Here is a 323-nt window from a genome sequence, read left to right on the forward strand (position 1 = left end):
TATGCGCCCGTAGCTCAATTGGATAGAGCGTTTGACTACGGATCAAGAGGTTAGGGGTTCGACTCCTCTCGGGCGCGTTTTCTTTCGGGAAGTGGCTCAGCTTGGTAGAGCACCTGGTTTGGGACCAGGGGGTCGCAGGTTCAAATCCTGTCTTCCCGATAATTGTTTGGGGCCTTAGCTCAGCTGGGAGAGCGCCTGCCTTGCACGCAGGAGGTCAGCGGTTCGATCCCGCTAGGCTCCACCAAAAAGTTCTTTGAAAACTGAACGAAACAAACAACGTGAAACGTCAATTTTTATTTTTAGATGCTAGACAAACTAACTTT

Annotated in this window: 3 tRNA genes; all 3 read left to right on the forward strand. The window is 50.2% G+C overall.

From position 1 onward, the window contains the following. Window positions 1-3: 3 nt before the first annotated feature. A tRNA-Arg gene (locus tag MKO96_RS29290) sits at window positions 4-77 on the forward strand. Between the two features lie 8 nt (window positions 78-85). Continuing rightward, window positions 86-159, forward strand: a tRNA-Pro gene (locus MKO96_RS29295). Window positions 160-168: 9 nt separating this feature from the next. Continuing rightward, window positions 169-244: transfer RNA gene (locus MKO96_RS29300), tRNA-Ala, on the forward strand. Window positions 245-323: the final 79 nt, after the last annotated feature.

Source organism: Bacillus sp. ES1-5 (assembly GCF_022487605.1).
Taxonomy (GTDB): domain Bacteria; phylum Bacillota; class Bacilli; order Bacillales; family Bacillaceae_G; genus Bacillus_A; species Bacillus_A wiedmannii.